The 23,324-nt window shown below is 64.4% G+C and carries 18 protein-coding genes; 7 read left to right on the forward strand and 11 right to left on the reverse strand.

Going from position 1 to position 23,324, the window contains the following annotated elements; all coding sequences use genetic code 11:
- Positions 1 to 36 precede the first annotated feature (36 nt).
- The 8 genes from C450_RS10365 to C450_RS10405 form a co-directional block, all read right to left on the reverse strand.
- Positions 37 to 1,662: a PKD domain-containing protein gene (locus tag C450_RS10365; RefSeq protein ID WP_005043274.1), complete on the reverse strand. Its 1,626-nt coding sequence runs from the start codon at positions 1,660 to 1,662 to the stop codon at positions 37 to 39.
- Between the two features lie 157 nt (positions 1,663 to 1,819).
- Complete coding sequence (locus C450_RS10370; protein ID WP_169317818.1) at positions 1,820 to 2,929, reverse strand: carbohydrate-binding protein; 1,110 nt, start codon at positions 2,927 to 2,929, stop codon at positions 1,820 to 1,822.
- A gap of 246 nt (positions 2,930 to 3,175) precedes the next feature.
- Positions 3,176 to 5,326 (reverse strand): glycosyl hydrolase family 18 protein, encoded by a 2,151-nt coding sequence (locus tag C450_RS10380; RefSeq protein WP_005043277.1) that lies wholly within the window; start codon positions 5,324 to 5,326, stop codon positions 3,176 to 3,178.
- A 49-nt stretch (positions 5,327 to 5,375) separates the two neighbouring features.
- Positions 5,376 to 6,815 carry a PKD domain-containing protein gene (locus tag C450_RS10385; protein WP_005043278.1) on the reverse strand — a complete coding sequence of 480 codons (1,440 nt, stop codon included), beginning with the start codon at positions 6,813 to 6,815 and terminating at the stop codon, positions 5,376 to 5,378.
- 97 nt (positions 6,816 to 6,912) lie between these two features.
- Positions 6,913 to 8,967 carry a glycosyl hydrolase family 18 protein gene (locus C450_RS10390; protein WP_005043279.1) on the reverse strand — a complete coding sequence of 685 codons (2,055 nt, stop codon included), beginning with the start codon at positions 8,965 to 8,967 and terminating at the stop codon, positions 6,913 to 6,915.
- Positions 8,968 to 9,597: 630 nt separating this feature from the next.
- A complete protein-coding gene (locus tag C450_RS10395; protein ID WP_005043280.1) occupies positions 9,598 to 10,593 on the reverse strand; it encodes a GNAT family N-acetyltransferase in 996 nt (331 codons plus the stop codon).
- Between the two features lie 111 nt (positions 10,594 to 10,704).
- Complete coding sequence (locus tag C450_RS10400) at positions 10,705 to 11,775, reverse strand: glucose 1-dehydrogenase (protein WP_005043281.1); 1,071 nt, start codon at positions 11,773 to 11,775, stop codon at positions 10,705 to 10,707.
- A gap of 334 nt (positions 11,776 to 12,109) precedes the next feature.
- Positions 12,110 to 12,871 carry an IclR family transcriptional regulator gene (locus C450_RS10405; protein WP_005043282.1) on the reverse strand — a complete coding sequence of 254 codons (762 nt, stop codon included), beginning with the start codon at positions 12,869 to 12,871 and terminating at the stop codon, positions 12,110 to 12,112.
- Positions 12,872 to 12,974: 103 nt separating this feature from the next.
- Here C450_RS10405 and C450_RS10410 point away from each other — a divergent pair, with 103 nt between their 5' ends.
- The 6 genes from C450_RS10410 to dgoD all read left to right on the forward strand — a co-directional run bounded on the left by C450_RS10410 (position 12,975) and on the right by dgoD (position 18,714).
- A complete protein-coding gene (locus C450_RS10410; protein ID WP_049910069.1) occupies positions 12,975 to 14,168 on the forward strand; it encodes an AGE family epimerase/isomerase in 1,194 nt (397 codons plus the stop codon).
- A 422-nt stretch (positions 14,169 to 14,590) separates the two neighbouring features.
- Positions 14,591 to 14,815 (forward strand): hypothetical protein, encoded by a 225-nt coding sequence (locus tag C450_RS10415; RefSeq protein ID WP_005043284.1) that lies wholly within the window; start codon positions 14,591 to 14,593, stop codon positions 14,813 to 14,815.
- Positions 14,816 to 14,851: 36 nt separating this feature from the next.
- Complete coding sequence (locus C450_RS10420) at positions 14,852 to 16,060, forward strand: aminotransferase class V-fold PLP-dependent enzyme (RefSeq protein ID WP_005043285.1); 1,209 nt, start codon at positions 14,852 to 14,854, stop codon at positions 16,058 to 16,060.
- Positions 16,061 to 16,140: 80 nt separating this feature from the next.
- Positions 16,141 to 16,845: a PIG-L deacetylase family protein gene (locus tag C450_RS10425; RefSeq protein ID WP_005043286.1), complete on the forward strand. Its 705-nt coding sequence runs from the start codon at positions 16,141 to 16,143 to the stop codon at positions 16,843 to 16,845.
- A gap of 147 nt (positions 16,846 to 16,992) precedes the next feature.
- Complete coding sequence (locus C450_RS10430) at positions 16,993 to 17,388, forward strand: Rid family detoxifying hydrolase (protein ID WP_005043287.1); 396 nt, start codon at positions 16,993 to 16,995, stop codon at positions 17,386 to 17,388.
- Positions 17,389 to 17,562: 174 nt separating this feature from the next.
- On the forward strand, positions 17,563 to 18,714 hold the full coding sequence (gene dgoD / locus C450_RS10435; protein WP_005043288.1) for a galactonate dehydratase: 1,152 nt from the start codon (positions 17,563 to 17,565) through the stop codon (positions 18,712 to 18,714).
- 109 nt (positions 18,715 to 18,823) lie between these two features.
- On the opposite strand, the gene C450_RS10440 is transcribed toward dgoD, so the two are convergent.
- The 3 genes from C450_RS10440 to C450_RS10450 form a co-directional block, all read right to left on the reverse strand.
- Positions 18,824 to 19,606, reverse strand: a complete 783-nt coding sequence (locus C450_RS10440) for an IclR family transcriptional regulator (protein ID WP_005043289.1) — start codon at positions 19,604 to 19,606, stop codon at positions 18,824 to 18,826.
- Positions 19,607 to 19,660: 54 nt separating this feature from the next.
- Entirely contained in the window at positions 19,661 to 20,725 is a 1,065-nt protein-coding gene (locus C450_RS10445; RefSeq protein ID WP_005043291.1) for a Gfo/Idh/MocA family protein, read from the reverse strand.
- 131 nt (positions 20,726 to 20,856) lie between these two features.
- Positions 20,857 to 21,687, reverse strand: a complete 831-nt coding sequence (locus C450_RS10450) for an IS5 family transposase (RefSeq protein WP_005043292.1) — start codon at positions 21,685 to 21,687, stop codon at positions 20,857 to 20,859.
- A 201-nt stretch (positions 21,688 to 21,888) separates the two neighbouring features.
- Here C450_RS10450 and C450_RS10455 point away from each other — a divergent pair, with 201 nt between their 5' ends.
- Positions 21,889 to 23,319, forward strand: a complete 1,431-nt coding sequence (locus C450_RS10455) for an aldehyde dehydrogenase family protein (RefSeq protein WP_005043293.1) — start codon at positions 21,889 to 21,891, stop codon at positions 23,317 to 23,319.
- Positions 23,320 to 23,324: the final 5 nt, after the last annotated feature.

Below are 23,324 nucleotides of genomic sequence, written 5' to 3' on the forward strand. Positions count from 1 at the left end.
GGATCGACGCTTCAAAAAACGTCCGCCGACGGGCCGCTAGTTCCCGTAGCGATTCTTCATATCGAGCGTGGCGACCAGCTCGGTGTTCTGGTCGATGCTGGACATCTGTTCACGGAACTCGACGTGGCAGGTGTCGAGCATCACGTCGACCAGGTCGGTGAGCGGCCAGTCGTACTGGCCGGGGCCCGTGACGTTGTGGTAGGTCATCGAGAACTTCTGATTGGGGTAGCACGTCCTGTACATGTACGGGTTGTTGTGCTGTGCGATACGGACCCCGTACGCCGAGAGCGGTGCGTCGGTTCCCTGGAACGGACCTGGTTTGTCCGCTGGCGGTAGGTTTACCTCGATGACGTCGCGCTGTGGGTGGCCCACCGAGAAGTTCTTCCGTTGTGCGTTGTCGTAGGAGAACTGATCCAGACCCCGTCCGTCTTTCGACGCACCGACCCACCAGACGACCGCGCCATCGATCAGCAGCGGCACGTTGGTGGTGTTTTCGAATACCAGCGACTGGTCGAAGATCCAGCCATCGCCGTGGAGTTCGGCAGTTCCCTTTAACGGCGCGTTCGCGGTGAATCCACTCCCGAGCGACGCACCCGTGACCGGATGGTTCTTCTTCGTAGTGGCGTCGACGATCGGATTGCCGGCGTTTTCGTACTGGCTGTCGCTGACACCGCTGCTCCAGTCGGACCGCTGGGACTGGTGGTAGACGTCGTCGAACTGTGATCCACTCGGCCACGCGTCCTGCACGAACACCGGTGGATCGTTCGTTGCCGAAACTGGTCCCGTGTCGGCCGTGAGGCCACCATCCCGTCCGCTCCCGTCGTTGAACGGGATCGGTTCGGTCTTCTCGGGCAGCGACGTCAGCCACGGCATGAGCCGCGCGGTGGTCTCCCGTGGCACCCCGTCGGCGGTGAACCGCTTGACCAACCCGAGCCCCCGGCCACCGAGCGCAGCGAGTTGCATCGAACCGTCGTCAGCGTTGTTCTGGATCGCCTTGAGATCCACGCCGTGCTCGCTGGCGTCGGCGGGCAGCTCGTTTTTGAGCAGCCCGGGAACGCCGCCTTCGGTCTCCTTCGGGTAGAAGTCCTTGTCGTACGCCGAGTAGAACTCCGAGAGGGTGGTGTTGGCAGAGACGTTGCCTCCGCCGCTGGTACCGCCGACGCTGACCGTCGTCGATGTGGCGGCGCTCGCACCGGCGTCGTCGGTCACCGTCAGCGTCACGGTGTAGCTCCCGTTCGACGAGTACGCGTGCGTGGCGGTCTTGCCTGTCGCGCTTGCGCCGTCGCCGAAAGTCCACTCGTAGGACGCGATCGAACCGTCCGCATCCGACGAGCCCGATGCGTCGAACGTGACCGACGCACCCGGGTCGGGCGCGGACGGACTCGCCGTGAACGAGGCCGTCGGCCCTCCGTTCACGGGTCCACACGCGCCCTCACGGGTCCAGACGTTTTGGCTGGCGGCGGGTGCGGTGCCTTTGGTCCACCATTCGGCGGTCCAGAGCGCCCCCTCGTGGGTTACCCGATCACCGCCCGAATAGGCGGTCCCCGAGTCGTACGCCGGGACGCCGCTGCAGTCGGCCGCCGCTGCGATTCCACTGAGGCCGTACGCCGCGATGGGTACTGTCGATACCTTCTGGAGCAGGCTTCGTCGTGTGTGTTTCATCGTTGTTTCGTCGTGTCGTCTTTCGTTTCGTGTGCGATCCGGCGGCAAGTGATGGGATCGGGGATCGTCGTGGCGACTTCCTCGGCGAGCCATCGGGAGCCAACCGGGGAAATCGAGGTCGTCCTCGATCCCGTTCGAGCGGCTCAGTCCCCGTCAGTTACCCGAACTGCGTGAAGATGTCCGAGAACTTGCCGTTGGTATCCTTGTTCAGTGCCCACGGCGCGATGCTGTACATGCCCTTTCGCTCGGCGTAATCGACCAGTTGCGTCGCGTCCTGGGTCGATATCTGGCTGAGCAGGGGCGTCACGCCCACCATCGACCAGATCGCGCTCCGGGACTTCCCGGTGTAGACCGTCTCCAGGAAGTCCACAGTACCTTCGAGCGACTGGGAGATCGAACCGAAGTTCTCGTCGCCCTGGAAGTACATCGTCATCGGCTGGACGTAATCGAGGCCGACGCCTTTCTTTTCGGCGTCCTTGATCCACGTCTTGCCACGCGAGTGGCCGTAACTCACGATGCCATCCGCGGTCGCAGAGACCGTGAAGCCGACCGTGACGTTCGGTCGCTCCGCTTTGAGCATCGCCAGCGCCTCGTTGCGCATCCCGTAGAGCGTCTCGGAGCGCTGGTCGGCGTTCTCGTCGTCGATGTCGAGCGTGCTGACGCCGAGCGTGTCGAGGATGTTGGCGTAGGCGTTTTTGAGTTCGGTGGCGCTGCTCGCGTCCCGAGCCACGACACGCCCGTCCGCGCCGCCGATCGAGACTCGCACCTCGACGCCGTTGTTCTGAAGCGCTTGGATCGTGTCGGTCTGTGTCGAGAGTGGCTTCTGGCTGCACGAGCCCGTGTTGCAGCCCGAGAGCCACCCGGCGTTCACCTTGCCGTCGTCCGTGGCGTCGCCGAGGACCGTCAGGTAGACGTGATCGAGGTTCCGGCTCGTCACACCGTCGACCGGATTCATCCACGTACCCGCGTAGAGGGAGTAAATCCCACCGGCGCTCCCGCCACCGCCGCCTCCGCCTCCGCCGCGGCACGTCCCCTCGCGGGTCCAGACGCTCTTGCTTTCGGCGGGCGTGCTCCCACGAGTCCACCACTCGGCGGTCCAGAGTGATCCGTCGTGGACCACCTGATCGCCGCCCGAGTAGGCGGTATCGGCGTTCCACTGTGGCACGCCGCTACAGTCAGTCGCCGCCGAAACGGTTCCGCTCGCGCCGATCGCCAGCGCCGAGAGTCCCGCTGCCTTGCGCAGTACGTTCCGTCGTGTATGGTTCATGGTTCGTGTTCGTGGTGTCGTCTTCCGCATCGTTCGTCGAATGCTGTGCGCCGAGCACACGCCCGTCGCGACGAGTCCGTTGGATCGAAACGCCGCTCGAATCGGCAATCCCGATCCTCGATCGTCCGTCGTTCGTCACGGGTGGTGGCACACCCCGCTGGATCGGCGGGCACGTCGACCGCCGATCGGGCGTGTCGCGTCGTGTGTGGTTCATCGGTGGATCGATCGACGACCGCCGGCCAGCGATCAGATCGTGGCGAGGATCGCGTCGAGCAGCGTCTCGTTCCAGTCCTGGGAGAGCTCCCAGAACATCACGCCCTGCATGCCGCGCTTCTTCGCGAACTTGACCTTCTCCTCGATCGCCTGCTCGTCGTCGTAGCTGATGATCGTGTTCTCGGCTTCGTTGACGAGGTACGGCACCGAGCCGGGCTGGTGACGGTACTTCGTCCATCCACTCGTGTTCTGATAGTTCGCTTCCAGATCGCCGAAGTCGAACGCGCCCGTCGGATCCGCACCCTTTTCGAGCTGGTCGTGCCACGTCCCCTTCGGCAGTCCGCTGTAGCTGCCGTAGAGTTCGGTGCCGTTGAACCCGCGTCCGTAGAACGGCAGCCCGAGCACGAGCTCGTTGTGGGCGGCGGGCTCGGCGGGCGGGTACTTCCACTGGCCGGGCCAGTAGCCCGTCTCGCCGTGATTGCCTGCGTACAGCTTGTCCACGGAGTACTCGACGTAGTACTGAGCGGTGTAGGTCTCGCCGTACTGGGAGTTCTCGGTCGGATGGCCCGAGCCGTACAGCGGCGCGTTCAGTCCGGCGACGTCCATCCACGATCCGGTGAAGTCGTACGCCATGATCATGGTGTAGTCACAGATCTCGCCGATCTTGCCGTGACGGAGCCCACCCGCGTTCCAGTCCGAGCCACCGTTGGCGACCGAGAGGTAGTACTTCTGACCGTCTTCCTTCCCGGCGGCGTCGAGCGCGTCGCGCAGCGCCTGCAGCAGCTTGATGTGGTTCTCGTAGTCCGCGTTGCGACCACACTGGCACTTGCCCTGGGAGCTACCGGGATGCTCCCAGTCGATGTCGACGCCGTCGAGGTCGTACTTCCGGACGATCTCGACGCTCCGGTCGGCGAACGTCTGGCGCTTGCTCTGGCTCGCCGCGATGTCGCTGAACCCCTCCGAGTCGGCCCACCCGCCGATCGAGACCTTCACGCGAGTGTCCGACGCCGGACCCGATTTGAGCTTCTTGAACCGCTTCAGGTTCTTCCGATCCTGTTCGCTCATGATCGTGGGGACGGCCTTCTTCGCGTCGACGCCGAGGAAGGCGTACTGCACGTCCGTGACCTTGCTCCACGGGATGTCCTTGGGGTAGTAGTCGTACTCCGGCGTGGCCTTCCAGCCGGGGTAGTAACCGATGACTTTGAACTCGTCCGAGGGACCGGTCCCGACCGTCACATCGCTCGTGGTGGTCGCACTCGCACCCGCGCCGTCCGTGACGGTCAGCGAGACCGTGTAGGTCCCCTTCGAGCTGTAGGTGTGACTCACAGTCTTCCCCGAGCCCGTCGACCCGTCGCCGAAATCCCATTCGTAGCTGCTGATCGAGCCGTCGGGGTCCGACGAGCCCGACGCGTCGAACGTGGCCGCCTTTCCGGGCGCGGGCATCGATGGATCGACCGCAAACGACGCAGTCGGCACCTCGTTGGGATCGCCCACCGTGAGCGTCGAAGTCGTGGATGCGGTCTTGCCGCCATCGTCGGTCACCGTCAGTTCGACGGTGTACTTCCCGACGGCGTCGTAGGTGTGGCTCGCGGTCTTTCCGGTCCCCGAGGTGCCGTCGCCGAAGGTCCACTCGTAGGACGCGATCGAGCCGTCGTCCGAGGAGCCCGACGCGTCGAACGTGACCGACGCGCCCGGGCCGGGTGCGGATGGACTCACCGTGAACGAGACGATCGGCATTTCGTTGGCGGGCCCGCAGTCGCCCTGTTTGGTCCAGACGTTCTCGCTGGCGGCGGGTGCAGTCCCTTTGGTCCACCATTCGGCGCTCCAAAGTGACCCCTCGTAGGTCACCTGATCGCCGCCCGAGTAGGCAGTGTTCGCATCGTACGCCGAAACGCCGCTGCAGTCAGTGGCGCTCGCCTCACTGCCGGAGCCACCGTTGGCGCTACAGTCGCCCTGTTTGGTCCAGGCGTTCTCACTCGCGGCGGGTGCGGTACCCTTGGTCCACCATTCGGCGGTCCAGAGCGATCCGTCGTAGGTCACCTGATCACCACCCGAATAGGCGGTCCCCGAGTCGTACGCCGGGATGCCGCTGCAGTCGGCCGCCGCTGCGATCCCACTGAGGCCGTATGCCGCGATGGGAACTGTCGATACTTTTCGCAACAGATCGCGTCGTGAATCGTTCATGATTCGTGGTTCGTGTTTTGTGGTTGTCGTGGTTGGTTGGCGAGCGATACTATTTCGAGACGCCGTTGTAGATCCCCGAGAACGCGTAGGGGTTCTGGGAGATCCCGCTACAGGTCGCCGAAACCGAGCCGTCCGCACAGCCGCCGTTGTCCCGATCGAGCGACCAGAACGACACGAGACCGATCCCCTTTTTCTGCACGAACGACGCTACCTCGCGCGCGTCGTCGAGGTGGTGGGTGCCGCCCGCGTTGTTCACCCCGATCATCGGGGTGATGCCCACCATGCTCCAGGCCGCCGCCGACGAGAGGCCGGGGAAGATGGACATGAGATCGTCGTGGGTGCCGTTCGCGGTGTCCTTGACGGTGCTCGCGGTCGGCGCGACCCAGCCGTAGTTCATCGTCATCACGTTGACGAACTCCAGATCGACCCCGTGGCTCTTGGCGTTCTCGACGATGTACGTGCCGTGGCTGGTCAGTCCCGTCGTGCGAGCCCGGAGTGTGTAGGACACCTTCAGATCGGGGTTGGTTTTCTGAAGTTCGGCGAGCGCCTGGTTGCGCCGATCCACGGCGGCCTCGTTGACCGACTCCACGTCGAAGTCGAGGTGAGTCACGCCGTAGGTGTCGATCACCGTCTGGTACTCGGCCTTGATAGCGCCCACGCTCGTGATACTCTGTGCGATCGGCGTGCCGACCGCGCCGCCGAAGGAGATGATCACTGTGCCGCCGGTGTCCTGGTAGGCCTGGATCTCGCTTTTCATGCCTGCCTCGCCGACCAGCATGTCGGGCGCGCCGTCCCACGCCGCGTTCCCGTTGCCGTCCGACAGCACGAACGCCGCCGTCACAGCGTCGTTTCCGGCCTGTTTCGCGTGGTCAACCAGGCTCGTGCCCGGCTGGGTCGTCATGTGCCCGTACGGCGCGAACACGGTCTTGCCGGTCGGCTCGCTGCCGCCACCACCGCCCGCGGTCTCGACCGTGACCGTCGACGAGGACGACGCACTCGCGCCGGCGTCGTCGGTGACCGTCAGCGTGACGGTGTAGTTACCGCTTGACGCGTACGCGTGCGAAACCGTCTGGCCGGTCGCGGTCGCGCCGTCGCCAAACGCCCACTCGTAGGACGTGATCGAGCCGTCCGCATCCGACGAGCCGGCCGCATCGAACGTGACCGACTCGTTGGGCGTCACCGTCGCCGACGAGGTGGTGAACGCGGCGGTGGGAGCCTGATTACCGTTGCCACCACCACCGCTACCGCTACAGTCGCCGACCTTCGTCCAGACGTTCTTGCTCACCGCCGGCTCCCGACCTCTTGTCCACCATTCGGCCTCCCACAGCGCGCCGTCGTGAACGACTCTGTTACCCCCGTTGTAGGTCGCCCCCGACTCCCACTGTGGATAGCTGGCGCAGTCGGCCGCCGAGGCCACGCCACTGGTACCGACCGCCAGCGCCGACAGCCCCGCTACCTTGCGTAGCACGTTTCGTCGTGTCTGTGTCATGGTCGTTGTCTCCTGCCGTCGTGTCGTTTGTCGGGTGATACGTCGTCCATTGGCCGGCCGCCGTCACGCCGACGACGGCAGGCCCGGCCGGGTTCGATTACCTGTTGAGCGTGTTCCAGAGCGTCGTGATGAGTTTCCCGTCCTTGGTGTCCCCACCGATGGCCCACAGCATCGTGCCGCCGTAGCTCGAACTGCTGAGCCACTCCATCTTCTTCCGGATGGATTTCTGAGTCGGATGCGAGATCATCAGCCCCTTGCTCGGGTTGTAGCTCCACGACGAGACCGCCACGTCGTCGTAGTAGGTCGTCCAGTCGCTGCTGCCGAGGTCGACCGGATTGCTCCCGGTCCGCCCGTTGCCGATCAGATCGAACGCCTCCCAGATCCCGCCGAGGTTCGTCCCGCCGTCGCCGAACGTGGGGTACGAACCGTCGCCGCTGGCGTCCTTGCCCTCGCCGGTGTACTCCTGGAACAGCCCGTCGTCCGTCCCGTTCCCGAAGTCACCCTTGGGTGGTTTGACGCCCGACCAGCTCCGCCCGTAGAACGGCACAGCCATGTTGAGCTGGGCCGGATTCCAGCCCTGGGCCTCGTACCAACTGAGCGCGGACGAGGCGTTGAACTCGCTGGGGTTCTTGTTCGGACTGTTGGGATTTGCCTTGAGGGGCGACTGGTGGCCCGTGTACTGGCTGAAGATGCCCCGGTAGTCGAACGTCATCACGCTGGTGTAGTCGAGCAGGTTCGAGAGCTTCCCGTGCTCGAGCCCCTTCACGATCTCTGGGTTCGCGCTCATCGCCGCCGAGAGCACGTAGGGCTCGCTCCGGTTGGGATCGTTGGCCGCGGCCTCGTCGAGTGCGTCCCGAACCGCCTTCACCAGCTTCGTGAACGCCTTCTGATCGCCGGGCTGGGAGACGTTATCGATGTCACACACCGGTGACGCCGAGGTGCAGCCACCTCCGCCGGGGTACTCCCAGTCGAGGTCGATACCGTCGAGACCGTAGCTCTCCACGAGCTCGACGCAGTCTTGAGCGAATATCTTGCGCTTGTCGGGGTCCTGGGCTACGTAGGAGAAGTACTCCGAGTCACCCCACCCGCCCACCGACGCGATGAAGTTGGTGTTGTCGCGCATCTGGGCCTGGGCGCTGAACGCCTTGTCACCGACGTTCTGCCAGTCCTCGACCGCTCCCTGCTTCAGGAAGCTCCCTTCGTTGCCGTTGTGCATGAACCGCGAGCCGTAGAAGTCCTGGCCGCCGTTGGCGTGCAGGAACTCCAGCGACCCGTCCTTCTCGGGACGCAAGAATGCGTACTGCACGTCGGTGACCTTGTCGTACGGGATCATGTCCGGCGTGTACTCGCGCTGGTACTGCGCCCACTGCCGCCAGTACGCGATCACGCGCTTCTTGCCGCTACCGCCGCTGTTCGATTGGACGTTGACCGTCCTCGTGAACGTCGCGCTCGCGCCCGCGTCGTCGGTGACCGTGAGCGTCACCGTGTACTCACCCGCGGAGTTGTAGGTGTGACTCACGGACTGACCGGTAGCGGTCGCGCCGTCACCGAACTTCCACTCGTAGCTGCCGATCGAGCCGTCCGCATCCGACGAACCCGACGCGTCGAACGTGACCGACGTCCCTGGCGTGGGGAACGACTCGGATGCGGTGAACGTAGCGCTCGGCGCGGTGTTGCCGCCACCGCCACCACCGCCACCGCCGCCGCCGCCGGACCCACAGTCGCCCTGTTTGGTCCAGACGTTTTCGCTCGTGGCAGGTGCGGTACCTTTCGTCCACCACTCGGCGCTCCAGAGTGACCCCTCGTAGGTCACCTGATCGCCGCCGGAGTAGGCAGTCCCCGAGTCGTACGCCGAGACGCTGCTGCAGTCCGTGGTCCCGCTGCTTTCGTTCCCTCCACCGCTGGCGGGATCGGTTTTCGTCCACGCGTCCGCGCTCTCGGCCGGTTCGGTACCTTTGGTCCACCACTCCGCCTCCCAGACGGAGCCGTTGTGGGTAACGCGATCTCCGCCGCTGTACGCAGTGCTCGCGTCCCATGCGGGGTACTGCGACTGTGCGGCGACCGTCGCACCTGTGCCGGCAGCCGCGGCGAGCAGCGCCGACGTCGTCCGAAGGATGTTGCGCCTGGTTCGTTCGATTGGTTGTCGTGACATGGTTGTGGTCGATCGAGACGGCGGCATCGGATCGGTCGTCGTCCGATTCACGATCGCCGAACTCGCATCCGGTCCGCTTGCTTGCCCCCGTCATCCTTCGTACACGGCCAGGTAATAAATAGTTTTTCTAGCTATAGAATCAATTTTTTCTTGTCCTATATCTTCGTTCAGCGGTCACAGGACGAACAACTACGGTGGCTCGATTCCGGTTCCGACAGTAGCTCGTGGCGGTCAGTGGTGCTTCCGAAGCTTTACACCGGCGAACCGCACTGATCGTGCGGCCAGTGACCACGAGCACAGACATGCTAACACAGTACGATATACCACCGACTAGTATATAATCGTTTCCATGGATAGATAGATAGTTTATCGCTGTACTGGCTGCATTTTTGAGGGAGAGACGGCCACTGCTGTCACTGCTGTCACTGCTGTGCTTACGGCCGAACGATTGTCGATCGTTGTCGTTTCGATGGAGCGGAGAAGACACCCCCTCTCTCAGCCGTACACCACGGAGAGATACGGTGACTGGTATCGTGTGGTGCCCACCGTCAGCAGTCGCTGCTTCGTGTTCCGAGCATGCGTGTGTAGTGGTTCGCCCCGGGCAGGATACAGTCGAGATGACGTGTGCGATCAGACGGAGTTCGTGCCGGACAGTTCGCGAACGGCGGAATCGTAGGCGATCCACCGCTCGAAACCGAACTGTTCGTAGTAGCCGGGGAGATCGGTCCAGTCGATCACCGCGGCCTCGTAGCCCGCGTCCCGCAGCCGACAGACGATCTCGCTGATCATGTACAGTCCCCACCCGCGACCGCGGTAGTCCGCGTGAACCCCGAGTGGGCCGACACCGCAGTGCGCGTCGGCGAGTCGCCACCCCCAGTTCACGTTCGCGCCGCGATACGCGCCGTCGTGGCGGTTCGAGCGGGCGAAACCGACCACGCCGCCCTCGTACAGCAGCACCCAGTAGTCCTCGGGGCCACCTGGAACCCGACAGATGTTCCCTGCTTCGTAGTGCCATCGACCAGGAAACTGATCGGCGAGGAAGGACTGCAGCGCCGACTCGTGATCGGTCGCCCGTTCGACCCCCAGTCCGGGCCACTCGCGGCCGGTCGCCAGAGCGGCGTCCGGCGGCGTGAATTCGGTGATGGTCCGCTGGAGGTCGTACACGACGTCGTCGGTGTCGATCGCGAACCCGGCCGCCGTCAGCACGTCGCGATACGTCGGATTGGCGGTGTTCGGCACACCCGCGACGAAGTTCTGTGGATCGCCGCCGAAGCGGAGTCGTGCCGCGCCACTCTCGATCGCCGTCTCGCCGATCGTGGTCAGCAGCTCCTCGGCGATCGGTCGACCACGATCGGCATCAGCGTCGAACGCGAACAGCGAGAGCCACGCGGTATCGGTCACGTCGTAGCCGTCGACCGAGCGAGTGAGCCGTTTCAGCACGCCGAACGCGACCAGTTCCTCACCGGCGTATCCTCCATAACACCGGACATCGAGCCCGGAAAACGGCGCGAAAACGTTAGCCGTGAGACGATCGCTGATCCGGAGGTCCGGGTGCTGGTCGTTCCAGAGCGAGATGCCATCGCGGATCGCCGCACGATCCGTGAGTCGCTCGACGGTAGCCGTCATACCACGTCTCCGGCGATCGCTCGTATAACGTTGGTGCTTACGGTACTGTCGCCGAATTTCCGTTCGTGCTTTCCGATCATCCTGTGGGCCACCGAAATTGCGGTCTGCCGTTCAGACCGTGTCGAACTCGACGACGGTCTTGATCGTCTCGTCGCTGGTTTCGAAGGCGGCCGGGGCTGCTGCCGGTTCGTGGACGCCGGTAATGAGATCATCCACGAGCCAGTCGGGAAACGCCGAAAGCGAGTCGATCGCGGCCTCGTAATGGCGCACGTTCGAGTTGACGCTGCCGAACAGGGCCTTGTTCTGGAGCACTATTTCGCGGTGGAATGCACCCCCATCGATCTCGAACGTCCAGTCGTCGGGAATCCCGAGCAGCGCGCCCACACCGTTGGAACGGAGCGCGTGGACGGTTTCGAAGGCGTGTTTCGCATAACCGGTCGCCTCGTACACGAAATCCATCGGTTCGTGGGCGTCGGGGATCGCCGCCACCGGCGTCTCGCGCGAATCGACGTAGGTCGCGCCGAGCCGTTCGATGATGTCGATCGTGGGGTCCGGACGATCCCGCCGTCCCAGACAGTACGTCCGGGAGAAATCCGTCGGTTCACTCGCCAACATTGCGAGGGTCAGCAGTCCGAGCGGGCCGTTCCCGAGCACGAGGCCGGTTTCCGGCGTCCACTCGAACGCCGACCGCGTCGCGTGGGCGTGTTCGAGCGCTTTCTCGGTGTTACTGATCGGTTCGACGAGAAAACCCGATTCGGCGAACGCATCCGGCACCGGAACCAGATATCGTGGTGCGCTCGTGAAGAGCTCGGTCATGTAGCCGTGCGCGCCCACGATCCCGCGCTCGACGTACTGGCCGTCGGGAGCCATATCGGGCTCGCCACGTTCGAAGTACTCGTTGCCATCTTCGCGGGGACGGCGGACCGTCGGGACCACGAGCTGCCCCTCGTCGAGATCGGTGCCGTTCGCGTCCGCCACGACCGCAACCGCCTCGTGGCCGAGGATCTGATACTCGTCGCCGTCGGGGAACCCCCCGTGGTTGCCCTCGATGACCTCGTGATCGGTCCCGTCGATGCCGACCCGCAGCGTCCGAAGCAGCGCTTCCCCCGGCTCGGGCGTCGGCTCGTCGACCTCGATGACCGTGGGTTCGGTTTCGCCCTGCCGGACGACGACGGCCTTCATCCGTCGTCACCGTTCCTCGCACACTCTTGACCCCACACTGCTCGGTACATCGCATGCGTGATACCATCCATCGTGCCCAGTTCCGCGTACCGACAAATAAATCCTCTGACGATGGCGGGATGAACGGATCACGTCCGACTCTCCCATCGAACGGATGCGGAACGTCGTGTTCACCGCGTCTGTTTCGACAGGGTGAACGGGTCCGATGGCGGCTTCCCCGACCACCGCCGCTGCTTCCTCGCTCGACGAACACGTACTTCGTCAACCGGTCCCGTTCACAACTGCCTCGGCGTTTCGGCCGCCTGTCGATCGGTTGTTCACTATGAGTGGACAACTACTCCGCGGCGAGAAAGCGCTTCGTCACCTCGTTGGCCGCGCTCAGGAGAATCCCGGGGATGTCCTCCTCGATACGCTTGCTCGAGAGTCGCTCGGCACTGCCTGCGACGTAGATCGCCACGTTCGGGGTGAGATCGGTGAGCGGTACGGCGACGCTGTTGACGCCCTCGTACTGTTCTTCGCGTTCGATGGCGACGCCACGCTCGCTGACGCGTCGGACGGCGTTCATGAGGTGTTCCACATCGGTGATCGTGTTCTGGGTCCGCGGCGGAAGGCCGAGCTCCGCGACGATCGACTCGGCGTATGAATCCGAGCACTGCGAGAGTATCGCCTTCCCAGGAGCGCTGCAGTGTGGGTGTTTCGAGGTGCCGGCCGCGCTGATCGCGCTATCGCTGCGCGAATCCCAGTAGAGGTCCGCCACGCGACCCCGACTCTCGACCGCGATACCGGCCGTTTCGTCGGTTAGCTCCGCCAATCGTTCGATCTGTGGCTTCGCCGCGGGGTAGAGGTCGGTCCGTGCGAGCGAGTGCTGCCCGAGATCCACCATCCGGGCTCCCAGTGCGTACGTTCCGTCGTCACGCTCCAAATATCCGAGCTCCACGAGCGTGTTGAGATGTTTGTACACGGTGCTTTTCGGCATCTCACACGCAGTTGCCACCTCCGTCACGCCGGCGGTGCCGCCGCGTTCGGCGACCGTCGCCAGCAGCGAAAACGCTGTCCGCACCGCACCGACCGTGTTTGGCGACCCGTTCGATTCCATACCGTGGTTTCTCGTCCGGACGCATAACGTTCACGAAGAGTGGACGGCCGTCCGCGCTTCCCGTCGACCTGGCACTTATCCCTCGGCCGTTCGATCACGACGTATGATAGGCACACACCGTGATCCGGAACGGATCCGTTCCAATCTGTGTCGAGTGCTTCAGTTTTACTGGCCCGACGTCGTGGATCGACGGTTCGGCGGCTACATCGCCCAGCTCGACGAACGCGACGGCCACGTCTACGATGGTCGCTCGAAACACCTCGTCGCGACGTGCCGCGCCATCCACAACTTCGCGATCGGCGTCGCGATCGACGGGCCGACGTACTGTCGTGCGGCCGCCGAGCACGGGCTCCACTTCCTCCGGCACGTCCTGTGGGACGCCGACAACGAGGGGTACGACTGGCTTCTTTCCGGGCGCGAGACGGCCGACGACACGCGCCACTGCTACGGCCACGCGTTCGCCGTCCTCGCGACCGCGCGTGCGGTCGAGGTCGGACTCCCCGATGCGGACGCGGAACTGGAGCGCGCCCTCGGCGTTCTGAACGGCCGCTTCTTCGAACCCGAGTACGGGCTCTACGCGGACGCGGCGACCGGGGACTGGAGCGACTACCAGTCCTACAGGGGACAGAACGCGAACATGCACGCGTGCGAGGCGATGCTCGCGGCGTACGAGGCAACCGGCAACGAGACTCACCTCGATCGTGCCACCACCGTTGCCCGATCGCTCGTTTGCGATCGTGCGGACGAGGCCGGCCGTGTCTGGGAACATTACACCCCGGAGTGGGAGCCCGATTTCGCGTACAACCGCGACGAGCCCGACCACCTGTTTCGTCCGTGGGGGTACCAGCCGGGCCACCACGCCGAATGGGCGAAGCTCCTCTGTCACCTCGCCGAACACCGCGACGACGACTGGCTCGTACCGCGCGCGATGGAGCTGTTCGACACCGCCGTCGAAATCGGTTGGGACGACGACCACGGCGGGTTCCACTACACGGTTGATCGGAGCGGCGAACCGGTCGTGGCCGAGAAGTACGGGTGGGCGCTGGCCGAAGGGATCGGCGCAGCCGCTCGTCTCGCGGTTCACGACGAGACGTATCTCGAGTGGTACGACCGTCTCCAGCGGTGTGCGACCGAGCACGTCGTCAACCCACGGTTCGGGAACTGGTACGAGCGCCTGGACTCCGACTGGAGTCGAGACGGACCGAACCACGGAACTGCGGTCGAACCCGGCTATCATCCGATCGCCAACCACTACGCAGCGATGACCGTGTTCAAGCAGCACGGCGAACTCCGATAGCGAACGGAGCGCTCGATCCGATCGTACACACAGTGTGAACGTACGACGTGCCAACACACAACTGGCCGAGAGCCCTCCGCAGGTCGATATCGTAACGCGAACCCAGAGAGTAACAATGATATAGCTGTTATTTGAGTCGATCATCGACGAACCAGCCGACTTGTTTGTCGCTCAAACGGGTGCGTCTGCTTCGGATCGGAGTGTCGTGGCGCGACACGCACGATCCACGGTTCGAAACGGTACTGTATCGACCGTGTTCCCGTCTCGGCGGTGCTCGTCCACTATCGAGAAACGATCGTTTACGGTAGTCCCTGGTGGATGCCGGAGCTCCTGTGTCGGAGATGTTCGGGGAACCCCTATCTCATGGACGACATCGATCGTGAACGATCGGGGTTCGTGCCATCGACTACCGTTCACCCTGTGTGGACGAACGTGTCGAAACCCGCGTCTACGGGTCGGTCGTTCGCCCCACCGACTGGTTGGAGGGGGAGACGAGATCGAACGAGCCGATCGACGATCGGGACGTAGACGGGATGGGATTGACCTCGGTCACGATGGCGAACGTCTCGTGGGGTGGATTACTGTCGTCGGAGCGCAGCGGCTTTCGGGTCGTTCGGTGCCGACTACCCCAATCACAACGATTATGATTACCGGCAGTATGAGTGTGTACACCGCAATCAACAATGAGTGAGGACGATTCCATCTACCGCGAGCTAGACGTGACGCCCGTCGTGAACGCAGCGGGGACGAAGACCCGCATCGGTGGGAGCCGGATTCGACCTGGCGCGCTCGACGCCATGCGGCGGGCTGCCGACGAGTTCGTCGAGATCGGCGATCTCGAAGCACGAGCCTCAACGGCGATCGCCGACGTCACGGGTGCGGAGGCCGGCTACGTCACCAGCGGGGCCAGCGCGGGACTGTTGCTGTGTGCGGCGGCCGCCATCGTGGGCCGTGACGTCGGCGTGATGAACGCCCTCCCGGACACGGCCGACGTGCCGAGCGAGATCGTCATGCCCCGCACTCACCGGACGGGCTACGACCACGCGTTCCGGACCGCTGGCGCGACGATCGTCGACGTCGGGACCAACGATCGCCACCTCGGTACTGGCGCAACCGACGTCGAGCCGTGGCAGCTCGATCGCGCGATCACCGACGAAACCGTCGCCGTCGGCTACATGCAGAAATCCTACACTCAGCCGTCGCTGTCGTCGGTCGTCGCGGTCGCCCACGAGAACGACGTCCCGGTGATCGTCGACGCCGCAGCGGAGGTCCCGCCGCGCGAGAACCTCTCGGCGTTCGTGGAGACGGGTGCGGACATGGTGGTGTTCAGCGGTGGCAAGGGGATCCGTGGCCCCCAAACTACTGGATTCGTCGCGGGCAAGCGCGAGTACGTCGCGTCGATCGCGGCCCAGCACCTCGACATGCACGTCGCGAACGATCTCTGGGATCCGCCAACCGACCTCATCGACCGGGAACGGCTCGACGGCGTGCCGCGTCAGGGAATCGGCCGACCGCTGAAGGTCGGGAAGGAAGAGCTCGTCGGCGCGATCCGCGCACTCGAACTGTTCGTCGCGGAGGATCACGGCCAGCTCGAAGCGGGGTGGATCGATCTCGCCGAGGCGATGGCGGAGCGACTCGCCGAGACCGGGCTCGGTGTGCATGTGACGAGCCCCAACGGCACCAGCGTCGCCCCGGAGATCGTCGTCGACGTCGAGGCGACCGGTATCGGGACGAACGCCACGGAACTCGCACGCACGCTCCGCGACGAAGATCCTCGGGTGTACGTCGGCACCGACGATCTCCCTGACGGCGAAATCGTCGTGAATCCGATGTGTCTCGATCAGAACGAGGCCGAGTACGTGATCGATCGCATCGTCGCGAACGTCGAGTAGCGTCAATCCACGATCGAAACCCATTCTCCCAACGCTTCGTCGATCACAAACTATTTGGTGCCGGTTTCCGCATTCACTGTATGCACGTGGTAGCAGTTGTCGCCCATCCAGACGATGCCGACATCTTCTGTGGTGGAACGCTCGCGAAACACGCAGCCCGCGGCGACCGGGTATCGATCGCCCACATGACCCGCGGCGAGTACGGCGGTCTCGGGACCGATACTGAGGCGGAGATCGCCGACGCCCGCGAGAAGGAGGCTCGCGCGTCCGGCGAGGTGCTCGGGGCCGACGCGGTGGAGTTCCTCGGGTTCGAGGACGGACGTATCACTTACTCGCTCGACAACCGACTGCGGATCGTCGACGCGCTCCGACGGTACGATCCCGACGTGGTTCTCACGCATTTCCGCGACGATATGCATCCCGATCATCGAGCCACCTCCCGGCTGGTGACGGACGCGTACTACATGGCGTCGCTCCCGCTCGCCGAAACCGACCACGAACCGTGTGATCCGGACAACGTCTACTACTTCGGGAAACCCACTGCCGAGTTCGAGCCATCGACGTTCGTCGACATCAGCGAGCACATCGATCGGAAGCTCAGAGCGATCGAACAGCACGAATCCCAGATCGCCTTCCTCGCCGAACACGGCGGGATCGACGCCGAGTTCGACAACCTCCTCGACGGGATCTACGCCGAGGGGGTCGTGCTCGGCAAACGGACCGGCGTCGGGAGCGCCGAAGGGTTCGCCCCGCTCCACGAGCGTGCGCGCGAGTATCTCGGGTGAACTGCCGGCCATCTCACGCCTGTGTGAACCGCCGGCTATCTCGCCTCCGTGCGAGCCACCGGTCATCGATCGTGCCGCCACGGATCGGTAGCGTTTTGGGACGTGTCGCTGGTAGAGTATCCACTGTCGCATCGCGACAGACCCACCATGCACGAACTCGAAACCGACGACGCACCGGCAAGTATCGGCCCGTTCTCGCAGGGAATCGTCGAGGGCGACACGATCTACGTTTCGGGACAGGGACCAGTCGATCCCGACACCGGCGACGTGATCGAAGGGTCGCCCGGTGAACAGACCAGACGCACGCTCGAAAACGTCGACGCGGTCCTGCGGGCTGCGGACGCCAGCCTCGACGACATCGTGAAGACGACGGTCTATCTCAAGGACATGCGCTACTACGACGAGGTCAACGACGTCTACGGCGAGCTCCTCTCGGAGCCGTATCCCGCGCGCAGCGCGTTCGAAGTGGTGAAACTCCCCGTCGATATCGACGTCGAGATCGAAGCGATGGCAGCGGTCCCCGAAACCGGCGGTCCTGACTGACGACGGGGATCGCCACGCACGCCGCTGCGGTTCGCGCTACTGTGAGACTGTGCTACCGCCGAACCCGTTCGGCTGAACGCACCTCCTTCCGGACGCTAGGGCGGACTCGATGGCCGTCGCAGCGATGTCGGTCGAACACCGTAGCATTAAGACACTATGGGCAGACCATCCCGTATGCAAATCACCGGTTACGAACTGTACGAAGTCCCGCCGCGCTGGCTCTTCCTCAAGATCGAGACGAGCACGGGGCTGGTGGGGTGGGGCGAGCCGATCGTCGAGGGGCGCGCGAAGACGGTACGAACGGCGGTCGAGGAACTGCTCGACAGCTACCTCGTCGGCAAGGACCCGCTCCGCATCGAGGACCACTGGCAGGCGATGTACCGCGGCGGGTTCTACCGTGGTGGCCCGATCTTGATGAGCGCGATCGCGGGCGTCGACCAGGCGCTCTGGGACATCAAGGGTCGTCACTACGAGGCTCCGGTCTACGATCTGCTCGGTGGCAAGAGCCGGGAGAGGATTCGGGTGTACAAGTGGATCGGCGGGGATCGACCGGGTGACGTCGCAAGCGAGGCGACCCGGCTCGCGGAGGCCGGCTACACCGCCTTGAAGATGGACGCAACCAACCAGACCCGCCACGTCGAGGGGCGCGAGGTGCTAGAGGGGATCGTCTCGCGGATCGAGCACGTTCGGAGCGAGGTCGACGACGCGGTGGACATGGCGGTCGACTGTCGCGGTCGGGTCTCGAAGTCGATGGCGAAGACGTTGACCCGCCGGCTGACCGAGTTCGACCTGCTGTTCGTCGAGGAGCCGGTGTTGCCGGAGAACCTCGAATACCTCCCCGTGATCGCGAACCAGTCGGGCACTCCGCTCGCCGCGGGCGAACGGCTCTACTCGCGGTGGGACTACCAGCCGGTGTTCGAGGACGGCGCGATCGACGTGATCCAACCCGACGTCTCCCACGCTGGCGGCATCTCCGAGATGCGTCGACTGGCGAGCGCCGCCGAGACCCACGATGTCGCGGTCGCGCCCAACTGCCCGCTCGGGCCGATCGCGCTCGCGTCCTCGCTCCAGGTCGTGACCCACGCCCCGAACTTCCTCGTTCAGGATCACGGGTTCGACGTCCATTCGGACGCGCGGGGGCCCGCCCACGAGTACCTCGCGGGAGAGTCGCCGTTCGTGTTCGACGACGGCTATCTCGACACGCTCGACGGCCCTGGACTGGGTATCGAGATCGACGAGTCGGTGGTCGCGGAGAAATCCGCGATGGAGACCGACTGGCACAACCCCATCTGGCGGCACGAGGACGGCAGCATCGCCGACTGGTGACCGCGAGGATCGTGTCGGAGTTGGTACGGACTTACTGGATCACTGACATCCTCACCGAGCGTTCCGCTGATCGGTCCTGGTGAACGGGTTCGCCATCGACCGCGTGGCGTCACTCAACCCAGCCGCGGTAGGCGGTGTTGATCTCGATGACGCCGGCGACGTTCTGGAGAGCCTGGGGGAACTCCTCCTCAAAGATTTCGTCCGAGATGTTCGCGGTGGAACTGCTCACGCTGAGCGCGCCGAGGAGGCCCCCGGCGTCGGTGACGAGGGGGGTCGAAACACACCGGACGCCCTCGAACTGTTCGTTATCGTCAAACGCGATCCCCCGGGAACGGACGTCGGCTATCTCCGCGCGCAGGGTCGCCGGGTCCACGATGGTGTTTCGGGTGTGTCGCGTCAGCTCTCCTCGTTCGAGGAACCCATCGAGGGACGAGTCGTCAAGGGCGGCGAGCATCGCCTTCCCCGCGGCGGTGCTATGGAGATCCTCGCGCGTGCCGAGCGTGGTTGGGATCTCCTCGGGAGGGCGTTCCGAGGACTGATACAGCGTGACGGCGTACCCGTTGCGCTCGACGACGAGTCGGGCGGTCTCGCCGGTGGTGGCCGCGAGCCTGTCGACGCCTTCCTTTCCGGACTGAAACACCGCCTCGCGCTCGCGGGCCGCGCCGCCATACGAGAGCGGCCGGAGGCCGAGGCGGTAGGTTCCATCGACCTGCTGGACGAACCCGTGTCGCCGGAGGGTCGTCAAGTAGTGATGGACGGTGGCCTTCGAGAGACCGACCGCCTCGCCCAACTCCGTGACCCCTGCGGTCTCCCGAGCGAGGAGTTCGTCGAGGATGCGAACCGCGTTGTCGACCGAGTTGATCGTCTTCGCGCCGTCGGCGTCCGGGGTCATGTCGGGGGTTGTGCGTGTCGATATAAATATCCGGCCCTCGTCGCGGGTCGTGATTCACTCGCTTTCGGCATAGATACAGTCGACGACGTGCTGGACGGCGAGCGCCTGTTCGGTGGTGTTCATCGATGGTGGAGCGTCCTCGGTGATCGCCGTCGTGAACGCGCGCAACTGCTCTCGGTACGGATCGTTCGAGTTCACCGTGACGGAAGCGTCGAGGTAGTGATCCATGCCGCCCGTGTTTGCGCCGTAAAATCGGAGGCTCTGGTCGACCTCGGCCATACCGTTGAGGCGATCGGTGATGTCGAGTACCGCGCCACCCTCGGTGCCGTAGAGCTGGTATCTGTGGACCGACTCGGCGTTGGCCGCCCACGCGACTTCGAGCGTTGCGGTGGTCCCGTCCTCGTAGGTCAAAAATCCCGACGCCGAGTCCTCGACGTCGAACATGTTCGCGTCGGCGTCCTCGCCCCACATGTCGAGGTAGGCGTAGGATTCGCGGTGGCCGAAGTCCTGACGCGTCGTGGCGGCGACGTCGTCGATCACCGGCGCGTCGAGAAAGTGGTCGAGGAGGTCGATCAAGTGAATGCCGATATCGATCACCGCGCCGCCGCCGGCGATCTCCGAGGAGGTGTACCACGACCCGCGACCCGGCACCCCACGCCGCCGGATGTACGCCGCCTGAACGTGCCTGATCTCTCCGAGGTATCCCTCGTCGATGTACCACTTGAGGACCTTACAGACGTTCAAAAATCGGTTTTGGAAGCCGACCATGCAGAGACAGTCCGTTTCGCGCGCGATCTCGGCGATCCGTTCGGCGCTTTCGAGGGTGTGAGCCAGTGGCTTCTCGACAAACACGTCGAACCCGCGCTCCATCGCTGCCGTGGCGACCGGCTCGTGGAATTTGTTCGGTGTCGTGACGAGAACGCCATCGAGGTCGCGTTCGAAGAGTTCGGCGGGGCGTTCGAACACCCCGGTACCGACGCGGCGCTCGAACTCCTTGCGGGCGTCCGGGCTCGCGTCCGAACCGTAGACGGTGTGGCCGAACTCGGTGAGGATTTCCGCCCGGAGGAGACCGTAGGTCCCGAGCCCCGCGACCCCGATTTCGAGCGTGTCCTCGGTCATAGCTGAACCTCCGGAGCGAGCGTAATACGGGTTTCGACCATCGAGGTTCGAAAATTGTTTGCCAATATCAAACGAACTGGAAGGGCTTCACACTCACACGGCTCTATTGAATCCGCAGAGGGCAACGGGATTCACGGTTTGAGGGCTAGTTCGAGGTTGTAGACCGCGGCGGTGAGCGTGATCTCGCGGAACTGGCGGTACCATGCTCGCGCTCGGACGGCGGAGCCGTACGAGCGCTTGATCACCGAGTTCACGGTCTCACAGATCGACCGCTGGTTGTAGAGTTCGTCCTCGATCCGCGCGTTGTGTGCGTGATCGTACGGCGCGAAGACACGGTGTTTGATCAGTGGACGCACGTCTTCGGCATGCAACTCCTCGCGGAAGCTCATATCATCGTATCCCTTGTCGGCGGCCAGACTGAGCAGGTCGCCTGCGTTCCGCAGGGCGACCTGCGGGCCAACGTTCGTTCCGTTGGGCCACTTCGCACTACAGTGAACGTCGATAACCGCGCCCTGCGCGGTATCGACGAGAAACGTGGCCTGAACGGTCTGTACATCTCGCTCACACCGCTTGAGATAGTGACTCGATGCTTCTCTGCGGTCGAAGTAGGTGGCATCGATGGCGGCGTGACCGGACTGGTCGAGCAGCTCCGACGAGAGTCGGAGCAGCTCTCGCCAGACAGTCATCGGCGCTCGATCAAGGGACCTGCACAGCGCAGATGGACCAAGGAACTCGCCGCGCTCGAGGACGAGCGCGGCTCGTACGCGTTCCATCTCTTCAGCCCAATCGAGGACTTCGACGAGTGTCGCGTCCATGTGTTCGCGGAGAAAGTGCAAGACGGCGTGCTTCCAGCCGGCAACTCCGTTGCCGGCGGGATGGCTGATCTGCATCAGCGCTGCATCAGTAAGTTTTCGTGCGATCGAGACAGCCTGTTTGACGAAGCGGAAGAGAATCTTCTGCACAAAGACTCCTCTTCCGCTTCGTCTCAATCGTTCTGACGACTCACCCCGACGCCGTCGGCGGATTCAATAGAGCCCACTCACACAGACACACCCGTCATGACATCTCGATTCAAAAAAAACGTCGCGGCGGGTCAGTCGATTGCCACGGCATTTATTCGGTCCAAAGTAAATCTTTTACCGATTCGACCCCAACCATCGTGCATGGCTACCACATCAACGGCGCACGACGAACGGGCCTACATCGACGGGCAGTGGGAGAGCGGCGACGGCGTCATCGAAGTAAATGATCTCGCCGAGGGTGGCGTATTCGCCCGAATCACCGCAACGAGCCCGCTCCAGGCCGAAGCAGCGCTCGATGCGGCAGAGGGTGCACAGCCATCGATGGCCGCCTCGACGATTCCCGAGCGGGTGGCGTGGCTCGAAGCCATCGCCGCAGGCCTGCGCGACCGGAAGGACGAACTCGCAGACGTGATCGTTCGCGAGGCGGGCAAGCCGATCGCGAGCGCGCGCGGCGAGGTCGAGTCGGCCGCCGAGCGATTCGAGCGCGCGGTCGAGGAGGCCCGAGGGCTAAAGGGCGAGTTCCGGCCGGGGACGACCGCCGGGCACGAGGGTTGGGAGGCGATCACCAAGCCCGAACCCCGCGGAACCGTGCTCTGCATCACGCCGTACAACTACCCGCTTTCGACGACCGCGCTCCAGGTCGCGCCCGCGCTCGCGGCCGGCAACAGCGTCGTGCTCAAACCTGCGAGCAAAACCCCCGTGAGCGCCGCGATCCTGACCGACGTCATCGCTGCGACCGACGTTCCGGCAGGCGGGTTCAACTTCGTTCCGGGGCACGCGAGCACGATCGGCGACGTGCTCGCTGGTTCGGATCAGATCGATGCGATCGCGATGACCGGCTCGTCGGGCGCAGGCGAACACGTCGCCCGCCAGAGTGGGATCGTGAACCTCCACATGGAGCTCGGGGGCAACGCGCCCGCCGTGGTCTTTCCCGACGCCGACCTCGATGCAGCCGCCGCGGCGTGTGCGAAAGGCGGGCTCAAGTACGCCGGCCAGCGGTGTTCGGCGGTCAGCCGCGTGCTGGTCCACGAGTCGATCCACGACGATCTCGTCGAGCGGATCGAGAGCGAGATGGACGCCTACCCCACCGGCGATCTGTTCGAGGAGGAAACGGCTCTCGGACCGCTCATCAGCGACGAGCAGGCTGACTGGGTCGAGGAGCTCGTCACCGACGCCACCGATCGGGGTGGCGAGATCGTTCGCGGCGGCGGGCGCGACGGCCAGTTCGTCGAGCCGACGCTGCTCGGCGGGGTTCCCGAGACCGCACGCCTCGTCACCGAGGAGCAGTTCGGCCCCGTGATCCCGGTGACGACGTTCGCCGACGAGGACCACGCCATCGAGATCGCCAACGGCACCGACCTCGCACTCGACGGCTGCGTCTTTACGACTGAGTACGACCGCGCGCTCCGGGTTGCCGAACGGATCGACGCCGGCGCAGTCCGGATCAACGGCGCGCCCTCCCACGGTCTCGGCGACATCCCGTTCGGCGGGAACGAGGACTCGGGGATCGGGCGCGAGGGCATCGGGACGAGTATCGAAGGGTTCATTCGATACAAGAGTATCGTGCTCTAACAACA

Source organism: Halococcus salifodinae DSM 8989 (assembly GCF_000336935.1).
Classification (GTDB): domain Archaea; phylum Halobacteriota; class Halobacteria; order Halobacteriales; family Halococcaceae; genus Halococcus; species Halococcus salifodinae.

Bases quoted from the DNA above. Each gene is read 5' to 3' on its own strand.
- C450_RS10365 (WP_005043274.1), bottom strand. From the start codon at position 1,662: ATGAAACACACACGACGAAGCCTGCTCCAGAAGGTATCGACAGTACCC.
- C450_RS10370 (WP_169317818.1), bottom strand. From the start codon at position 2,929: ATGAACCATACACGACGGAACGTACTGCGCAAGGCAGCGGGACTCTCG.
- C450_RS10380 (WP_005043277.1), bottom strand. From the start codon at position 5,326: ATGAACGATTCACGACGCGATCTGTTGCGAAAAGTATCGACAGTTCCC.
- C450_RS10385 (WP_005043278.1), bottom strand. From the start codon at position 6,815: ATGACACAGACACGACGAAACGTGCTACGCAAGGTAGCGGGGCTGTCG.
- C450_RS10390 (WP_005043279.1), bottom strand. From the start codon at position 8,967: ATGTCACGACAACCAATCGAACGAACCAGGCGCAACATCCTTCGGACG.
- C450_RS10395 (WP_005043280.1), bottom strand. From the start codon at position 10,593: ATGACGGCTACCGTCGAGCGACTCACGGATCGTGCGGCGATCCGCGAT.
- C450_RS10400 (WP_005043281.1), bottom strand. From the start codon at position 11,775: ATGAAGGCCGTCGTCGTCCGGCAGGGCGAAACCGAACCCACGGTCATC.
- C450_RS10405 (WP_005043282.1), bottom strand. From the start codon at position 12,871: ATGGAATCGAACGGGTCGCCAAACACGGTCGGTGCGGTGCGGACAGCG.
- C450_RS10410 (WP_049910069.1), top strand. From the start codon at position 12,975: ATGATAGGCACACACCGTGATCCGGAACGGATCCGTTCCAATCTGTGT.
- C450_RS10420 (WP_005043285.1), top strand. From the start codon at position 14,852: ATGAGTGAGGACGATTCCATCTACCGCGAGCTAGACGTGACGCCCGTC.
- C450_RS10425 (WP_005043286.1), top strand. From the start codon at position 16,141: ATGCACGTGGTAGCAGTTGTCGCCCATCCAGACGATGCCGACATCTTC.
- C450_RS10430 (WP_005043287.1), top strand. From the start codon at position 16,993: ATGCACGAACTCGAAACCGACGACGCACCGGCAAGTATCGGCCCGTTC.
- dgoD (WP_005043288.1), top strand. From the start codon at position 17,563: ATGCAAATCACCGGTTACGAACTGTACGAAGTCCCGCCGCGCTGGCTC.
- C450_RS10440 (WP_005043289.1), bottom strand. From the start codon at position 19,606: ATGACCCCGGACGCCGACGGCGCGAAGACGATCAACTCGGTCGACAAC.
- C450_RS10445 (WP_005043291.1), bottom strand. From the start codon at position 20,725: ATGACCGAGGACACGCTCGAAATCGGGGTCGCGGGGCTCGGGACCTAC.
- C450_RS10455 (WP_005043293.1), top strand. From the start codon at position 21,889: ATGGCTACCACATCAACGGCGCACGACGAACGGGCCTACATCGACGGG.